At 77.8% G+C, this 6,819-nt stretch carries 6 protein-coding genes; 3 read left to right on the forward strand and 3 right to left on the reverse strand.

The window, feature by feature from the left end; all coding sequences use genetic code 11:
• Position 1: 1 nt before the first annotated feature.
• Positions 2–1,660: an aminopeptidase P family protein gene (locus tag ACRYM0_RS04340; RefSeq protein ID WP_432502384.1), complete on the reverse strand. Its 1,659-nt coding sequence runs from the start codon at positions 1,658–1,660 to the stop codon at positions 2–4.
• Between the two features lie 106 nt (positions 1,661–1,766).
• Between ACRYM0_RS04340 and ACRYM0_RS04345 the strand changes: the two genes are divergently transcribed.
• From ACRYM0_RS04345 to ACRYM0_RS04355, 3 genes are all read left to right on the forward strand, one after another.
• Positions 1,767–2,423, forward strand: coding sequence for a DUF6758 family protein (locus ACRYM0_RS04345; protein WP_432502382.1), 657 nt, complete (start codon positions 1,767–1,769; stop codon positions 2,421–2,423).
• Between the two features lie 70 nt (positions 2,424–2,493).
• Positions 2,494–3,372, forward strand: a complete 879-nt coding sequence (locus ACRYM0_RS04350) for a PHP domain-containing protein (RefSeq protein ID WP_432502379.1) — start codon at positions 2,494–2,496, stop codon at positions 3,370–3,372.
• Positions 3,369–3,974: a MarC family protein gene (locus tag ACRYM0_RS04355; protein WP_432502378.1), complete on the forward strand. Its 606-nt coding sequence runs from the start codon at positions 3,369–3,371 to the stop codon at positions 3,972–3,974. Before ACRYM0_RS04350 ends, ACRYM0_RS04355 begins: the two co-directional genes overlap by 4 nt.
• On the opposite strand, the gene ACRYM0_RS04360 is transcribed toward ACRYM0_RS04355, so the two are convergent.
• Both ACRYM0_RS04360 and ACRYM0_RS04365 read right to left on the reverse strand, forming a co-directional pair.
• Complete coding sequence (locus ACRYM0_RS04360; RefSeq protein WP_432502376.1) at positions 3,958–4,734, reverse strand: oxygenase MpaB family protein; 777 nt, start codon at positions 4,732–4,734, stop codon at positions 3,958–3,960. The two genes, ACRYM0_RS04355 and ACRYM0_RS04360, sit on opposite strands and share 17 nt — an antisense overlap.
• A 42-nt stretch (positions 4,735–4,776) precedes the next feature.
• Positions 4,777–6,504, reverse strand: coding sequence for a DEAD/DEAH box helicase (locus ACRYM0_RS04365; protein ID WP_432502373.1), 1,728 nt, complete (start codon positions 6,502–6,504; stop codon positions 4,777–4,779).
• Positions 6,505–6,819 lie beyond the last annotated feature (315 nt).

Consider the following 6,819-nt stretch of genomic DNA (forward strand, 5'->3'; position numbering starts at 1 on the left):
CTCAGCCGCGCAGCGAGGCCATCCACGCCTCGACGGCGTCGGCCTCGCGCGGCAGGGCCGCGGAGAGGTTCTCCACGCCGTCGGCGGTGACCAGCACGTCGTCCTCGATGCGCACGCCGATGCCGCGCAGCTCCGGCGGGGCGAGCTCGTCCTCCGCCTTGACGTAGATGCCCGGCTCGATGGTGAACACCATGCCGGGGCGCAGCTCGGCGTCCAGGTACATCTCCCGCCGGGCCTGCGCGCAGTCGTGCACGTCCAGGCCCAGGTGGTGGCTGGTGCCGTGGGCCATCCAGCGGCGGTGGTACTGCCCCTCCGGCTCCAGCGAGGTCCCGGCGTCCACCGGCAGCACGCCCCACGCTGAGAGGCGGTCGGCGATGACGCGCATCGCAGCCTCGTGCACCTCGCGGAAGCGCACCCCCGGCCGGGCGACCGCGAACGCGGCGTCCGCGGCGTCCAGGACGGCCTGGTAGACGCGGCGCTGGGCCTCGCTGAAGCGGCCCTGCACCGGCAGGGTGCGGGTGACGTCGGCGGTGTACAGGGAGTCCGCCTCCACCCCGGCGTCCAGCAGCAGCAGGTCCCCGGGGCGCACCGGGCCGTCGTTGCGGATCCAGTGCAGCGTGCAGGCGTGGTCGCCGGCCGCGGAGATCGTCTCGTAGCCCACCCCGTTGCCCTCCACGCGGGCGGTGCCGTCGAAGGCGGCCTCGACCACGCGCTCGCCGCGCGGGTGCCCCACGGCGCGCGGCAGAGCCCGCACGACCTCCTCGAAGCCGCGCACGGTGGCCGCCACGGCCTGGCGCAGCTGGCGCACCTCCCACTCGTCCTTGACCAGCCGCAGCTCCGACAGGGCGGTGGCGAGCTCGTCGTCGGCGGCGCGCACGTGCTCGGCGGGCGCGGTGCGCAGCGGCGCCAGCAGCGCGGTGACGGCCGGGTCGGCGTCGGCGACCACCCGCAGGCCCGCGGTGCCCGCCGCGGCGGCCGAGGCGCCGAGCTCCTCGGCCAGCAGGGCCACGTCGCGGCAGGTGATGCCGGTGACGGCCTCCTGCGCGGCCAGGCTCGGGCGCGGGCCCACCCACAGCTCGCCGTAGCGGGCGTTGGCGTAGAACTCCTCGGAGTCGCGGCTGCCCTGCGGGCGCAGGTAGAGGACGGCCTCGTGGCCACCATCGGGGCCCTCGCGCCCCGGGTCGCGGTCGTCGGCGTCGCGCGGGTGCAGGACGAGCACCGCGTCGGCCTCGCGGTCGGTGCCCAGGCCGGTCAGGTGGGCGAACGCCGAGTGGGGCCGGTAGCGGTAGTCGCAGTCGTTGGAGCGGCGCACCAGCGGCCCCGCGGGCACGACGAGCACCTCGCCCGGGAACAGGGAGGACAGCACCTCCCTGCGGCGGGCGGCGTACGGTGCGGCCTCCGCGGGCTCGTCGTCCTCGGCCGGGCGCGGGCCCCAGCCCTGGGCGATGAAGCGGCGGAAGGCGGCCGAGCGGGGCACCGTGCGGTGCGACTTCGCGTCCTCGGGGTCCTCGCCGGGCGCGGCGCCCTCCTGGCCCTCCGGGTGCTGGGCGTCGAGCAGCTCGCTCACGGGCTGCTCCGGGTCCTGGCCGGCGGTGCTGGCCGGCGTGCTGGCCGGCGTGGTGGTCGGCGTGGTGGTCGACTGGGTCGCGGCGGCGGTCACCGGGCCATCATCCCCCCGGCGGGCGCCGGCCGTCCGCCCCCGGGCCGTCGATCACGCACAGTGACGCCTGGGTTGACGCCGTGCGCGGAGCGTAGGACGGTGAGGCATGAGCGGTACGGCGAGGTGCCCCCGCTGCGACGACGCGGTCCGGGCGCCCAGCATCTGGCACTCCTCGGCCACCTGCGCGGCCCACGGCGAGGTGGTCCCCCTGCAGCCGGCGCAGCCCGCCGACGCGGTCCACCTGGAGTGGATCGCCCGCCACTCCGACGTGCCGGTGTGGCTGCCGTGGCCCCTGCCGCCCGGCTGGCTGCTCACCGGCACCCGCTGCGTGCGCGACGACCGGCACGAGGCGCAGGCCGTCGTCGTGGCCGCCAGCGGCCCCCACCACGGTCCGCGCCACGGCCCGCACCCCGCGCCGGCGGTGGCGGAGCTGCTCGTGGTCTCCGAGCGGCCCGGCACCGGCCTGGGCGCGCACCTGGCCGGCCGGGGGGACGTCGACCCCGGCGACGGGCTCGTCGCGGGCCCGCCCGTCGCGCGCGCGCACGCCGCCGGAGCGGTCACCCCCCTGTGGCCGGTGCCGGCGGAGGGGGACCGCGCCGTGCTGGTGGGGGAGGCGGGCGGCGTGTGGCTGTGGGTGCTGCTGTGGCCCGCCAGCGCCGGCGCCACGCTGCTGGACGACCTCGAGCTCGTCGAGCTGCGCGAGCGCCGCCCGGTGCCGGACGCGCCGTGCGGGGCGATGTCGCCGCGCGTGCAGTGGGCCTGAGCCCCGCCCCCGCGCCCGCGGCCGCCGCACGCCGCCCGGGGCCCGGGGCGTGCGCCGGTAAGCTCGCCCGGTGCGCATCGACCTGCACACGCACTCCACCGCCTCCGACGGCACCGAACCACCCTCCGGGGTCGTCGAGTCCGCCGCCCGGGCCGGTCTGGACGTCGTGGCCCTCACCGACCACGACACCACCAGCGGCTGGGCCGAGGCGCTGAGCGCCGGCGAGCGGCTGGGCGTGCGCGTCGTGCCCGGCATGGAGGTCAGCTGCCTGGCGCACGGCGTGTCCGTGCACCTGCTCTCGTACTGGCACGACCCCGCCGAGGCGGCCCTGGTGGGCATGCTCGACGCCTCCCGCACCTCCCGGCGCACCCGCGCCCGCAGCATGGTCGAGCGGATGACCGCCGACACCGGCCTGCGCTGGGAGGACGTCCTCGAGCACGTGCACGGCCAGGCCACCATCGGCCGCCCGCACATCGCCGACGCCCTCGTCGCCGCCGGGATCGTCGCCGACCGCGACGAGGCCTTCGCGACCCTGCTGTCCGGGCGCAGCCCCTACTTCGTCCCGCACACCGCCCCCGACCCCCTGGAGGCGATCGGCCTGGTGCGCGCCGCGGGCGGCGTGCCGGTCCTGGCCCACCCCGCCGCCTCCAAGCGCGGCAGCTGCGTGGGCGACGCCGAGGTGGAGGAGATGGTGGCCGCCGGCCTCGTGGGCCTCGAGGTCGACCACCGCGACCACAGCGACGCCGAGCGGCGCCACCTGCGCGCCCTGGCGCGCTCCCTGGACCTCCTCGTCACCGGCTCCAGCGACTACCACGGCACCGGCAAGCGCAACCTCCTGGGGGAGAACACCACCGACCCGGACGTGCTGCAGGAGCTGAGCTCCCGGGCCGGCGGTGCCGTCCGGGCCGAGGACGCCGTCCCCGCCGGGGACGAGGTCCCCGGCTCGTGAACTGGCAGCTGTTCGGGGAGACCTTCGTCACCCTCTTCGTCATCATGGACCCGCTGGGGACGGTGCCGATCTTCCTCGGCCTCACCGCGCCCTTCAGCACGGCCGAGCGCTCGCGCGCCGCCCGCCAGGCCGTCCTGGTGGCCCTGGGCGTGATCGTCGCCTTCGCGCTGTTCGGCCAGCGCATCCTGGACTACCTGCACATCAGCCTGCCGGCGCTGCAGGCCGCCGGCGGGCTGCTGCTGCTGCTCATCGCGCTCGAGCTGCTCACCGGCAAGGGCGACGAACCCACCTCCACGGTCGGCGTCAACGTCGCCCTCGTGCCGCTGGGCACGCCGCTGCTGGCCGGTCCCGGCGCCATCGTGGCGACGATGGTCTACGTGCAGCAGTCGCGCGGCTGGGACGACCACCTCGCCATCGCCGCCGGCGTGGTCGCCGTGCACGTCACCCTCTACCTCGCGATGCGCTTCGCCGGGGTCGTGCACCGCGTGCTCGGCGACTCCGGCGTCCTGCTCGTCACGCGCGTGGCGGGTCTGCTGCTGTCCGCCATCGCCGTGCAGCTGGTGGCCGACGCGGTCCGCGCCTTCGTCACGGGCGAGGCCTGAACCCCGCAGCGGCCTCCAGCGACGGCAGGGCGCCGAGGGCCTCGCGCAGCTGCGGCCCGTCGAGCTCGCCGGGGGCCGGCGCGAACAGCTCGCGCGCCCAGCCCGGCAGCAGGGCCCCGGCCAGCTCACCGGCCCGCCGCCACGGCCCCGGCGCGTCGCCCAGCGCCGGCAGCGGCACCCGCCGGCCCGCGGGCGCGCGCCCGCCCGGCGGACCCACCGCGCTCAGCGCCCCGGCCGGGCGCGCGCCGGTGGCGTCGAGGCGCACCCGCTCGACGTCCGCCTCGACCTCCTCGAGGCAGGAGGGCAGGTCGTCGGGCTCGGCGCCCAGCAGCACGGCGCTGGAGCGCTGCTCACCCACGTAGCGCTGGGCGTCCGGCGGCGCCGGTACGCGCCCGGCCGCGGTGGCGGCCCGCAGCACGCAGGACACCCGCAGCGCGTGCCGCAGGGCCGCGGTGTCGGGGTCGGCGCCGTCCGCGCGCACGTGCACGTCACCGTCCACGGCGCGCTCGCGGGCCGCCAGCACCATCGCCCGGCACGGGTCGGTGCCCGCCGCGCGCAGCAGCGCCGCGGCGGCCGCGGCACGGTGCCAGCGCGGGCGCGGGTCGTGCGCGGCGAGCTGCCGCAGCAGCGGGTGCAGCTCCTCCAGGAGCCCGGCGCACAGCAGCGCGACCTCCAGGACGGGGCCCCGGTGCAGCGTCGCGGACACCCCCGCGGGGCTCTCGCCGGCCTGCGGGAGCGAGGTCGAGGGACGAACGGGCACGACCCCACCCTGCGCGGGTGGGGCCGTGATCGCAGCTCGGGGTCAGTCGGCGGCGGGCGCCGGGCCCGCCGTGGCGGCCGCGTCCGCGGGCGCCGCCGTGCGGCTGCGCGTGCGCCGGCGGCGGCGCGGGGCGCCATCACCGTCCGTCGCAGGCACGTCGCCGGCCGTGGTGGGCTCGCCGTCGGGCTCCCGGGCCGCGGCGGTGGTGCCGTCCCCGCCGCCGCGCGTGCGCCGGCGCTGGCGGCTGCGCCGGGGCCGCTCCGCGCCGGCCCCCTGCGCGTCGGCGTCCCCGGCACCGGTGGCCTCCTGCGCGTCGGGGCCCTCGGCGGTGGTGGCCCGCGCCCGTCCGCCCTGCGCCCGCTCCCCGCGGGGCTGGTCGCCGCGGGGCTGGTCCCCGCTGCGCGGGCGGCGGCCCTTGGCGGCACCGACCTCGCCCAGGTCCTCCAGCTGCTCGGCCCCCAGACCGGCGCGGGTGCGCTGGGTCCGCGGCAGGCGGCCCGTCGTGCCCTGCGGGATGCCGAGGTCCTCGAACAGGTGCGGGGAGCTGGAGTACGTCTCCGCCGGCTCCCCGAAGCCCAGGCTCAGGGCCTTGTCGACCAGCGCCCAGCGGGGCAGGTCGTCCCAGTCCACGAACGTGACGGCCGTGCCGGTGTTGCCGGCCCGCCCCGTGCGCCCGATGCGGTGCAGGTACGTCTTCTCGTCCTCGGGGCACTGGTAGTTCACCACGTGCGTGACGTCCTCGACGTCGATCCCCCGGGCGGCGACGTCGGTGGCCACCAGGACGTCGACCTTGCCGGAGCGGAACGCGCGCAGCGCCTGCTCGCGCGCCCCCTGGCCCAGGTCGCCGTGGATGCTGGCCGCGGCGAAGCCGCGCTCGGCGAGCTGCTCGGCCACCGACGCGGCGGTGCGCTTGGTGCGGCTGAACACGATCGTCAGGCCGCGGCCCTCCGCCTGCAGCAGGCGGGCGAGCACCTCCACCTTGTCCATCGCGTGCGTGCGGTACACGAACTGCGTGATGGCGGCCACGGTGGCGCCGTCGTCGGTGGGGTCCACCGCGCGGATGTGGGTGGGCTGGCGCATGTACGAGCGGCCCAGCGCCACCACGGCCCCGGGCATCGTCGCGGAGAAGAGCATGGTCTGGCGGGCGGGGGACGTCTGCCCCAGCAGGCGCTCCACGTCCGGCAGGAAGCCCAGGTCGAGCATCTCGTCGGCCTCGTCGAGGACGACGCAGGTGACGTGCGAGAGGTCCAGGTGCTTCTGCTGCGCCAGGTCCAGCAGGCGGCCGGGGGTGCCCACGACCACGTCGACGCCCTTGGCGAGGGCCTCGATCTGCGGCTCGTAGGCGCGGCCGCCGTAGACGGTGAGGATGCGGGTGCCCAGGACGCGGCTCGCGGTGGTCAGGTCGCCGGCGACCTGGGTCGCCAGCTCGCGCGTGGGCACCACGACGAGGGCCTGCGGCTTGCCGGGGGCCGCCAGCGCGTCGTACGCGGGGTCACCGGGGACGGCGGTGCGCTGCAGCAGCGGCACGCCGAAGCCGAGGGTCTTGCCCGTGCCGGTCTTGGCCTGGCCGATGATGTCGTGGCCCGACAGGGCCACGGGCAGCGTCATCGCCTGGATGGGGAACGGGCTGGTGATGCCCGCGCCGGTCAGGGCGCGGACGATGCGCTCGTCCACGCCGTGCGCGGCGAAGCCGGCGGGCTCGGCCGCGGGGCTCGTGTCGGTGGTGTCGGTGGTCTCGGGGGTCGTGGTGGACCCCGCTGCGTCGGTCATGCGTCTCCCGTGCGGGGCGGCGGCGGCCCGGGCACCGGGCGCCCTGCGGGGAGGGGACGCCGAGAGGTTCGTCGGTGTCCCGTCACGGGCTCGTCCTGCGGTGCGCGGCCGCGTCGCGGCAGTCGGCAGCCGATCGCTACTGACGACCGGGCAACCCTGAACACGACCATGGTAACCGTCGGCCACCGACGGCGACGCCGCGGGCGCACCGGGGTGCGCGGGGTGCGGTTCGGCGCCCCCGGGGGCGCGGTGCCGGCGCAGCTCTCCGCCGGCGCCCGGGTCGTCGCCGACGGCTCGCGCGAGCAGCGCTGGGAG

Source organism: Kineococcus arenarius subsp. arenarius, from assembly GCF_050871845.1.
GTDB lineage: Bacteria > Actinomycetota > Actinomycetes > Actinomycetales > Kineococcaceae > Kineococcus.